The sequence below is a fragment of the Planctomonas deserti genome, from assembly GCF_003067705.1.
Taxonomy (GTDB): Bacteria; Actinomycetota; Actinomycetes; order Actinomycetales; family Microbacteriaceae; genus Planctomonas; species Planctomonas deserti.
The window spans coordinates 1-631 of the sequence record NZ_QANL01000090.1; the positions used below are offsets into that span (position 1 = coordinate 1).

Consider the following 631-nt stretch of genomic DNA (forward strand, 5'->3'; position numbering starts at 1 on the left):
CGGCTGCTGCTGCGCGCCCACCCTGCTTGCCTCGGCGCGCTCTTGGTCGGTCAGCGCGCGCTGGACCTGCGCATTGCGCAGGCCACTCTTCGCGTTGAATTCCTCGCGGGCATGGTTGACCGCATCGGCCGGCAGCGAATCACTGCAGATCCGCTCCTTGCCCTCGTTCCAGCAGTACAACTTCTTTTCCGTCTTGTCGCCGCCCCGCGGCTGCGCCGGCACGGTGAACGGTACGGCCAGCAGCAGGCCGGCAAAGAGCACAGCAGGAACTCGGGACATGACCTTTCCCCTGGTCGGTCAGCGGATCGAACGGACGCCGTACTGGGCCCGGTAGGCTTCCAGCGGCTGCCGGTAACCGACAAGTTCCGGGTTGCCGGAGGCGAAATCAAGCAGATCGGCCAGCGATGCCACGGCGATCACCGGAATGCCGGCTTCCTCGGCCACCGACTGCGCCGCCGAACGGCGATCGGTTTCCGAAGCGATCTCCTGACGGTCCAGCGCCACCACGATGCCGGCCGGGGTGCCACCGGCGGCGCGGATGATGCCCAGCGCTTCGCGGATCGCGGTACCGGCGGTGATCACGTCGTCGACGATCAGCACGCGCTTGCCCTGCATGTCGGCGCCGATCAGC

At 67.7% G+C, this 631-nt stretch carries 2 protein-coding genes; both read right to left on the bottom strand.

Translation table 11 applies throughout. The annotated features are described in order from the left end of the window. The coding region (locus tag DAI20_RS19695) for a hypothetical protein (RefSeq protein WP_205781512.1) at positions 1–279 on the bottom strand (279 nt) is incomplete at its 3' end. A gap of 18 nt (positions 280–297) precedes the next feature. Continuing rightward, on the bottom strand, positions 298–631 hold a 334-nt coding region (locus tag DAI20_RS19700; RefSeq protein ID WP_497802645.1), incomplete at its 5' end, for a phosphoribosyltransferase family protein.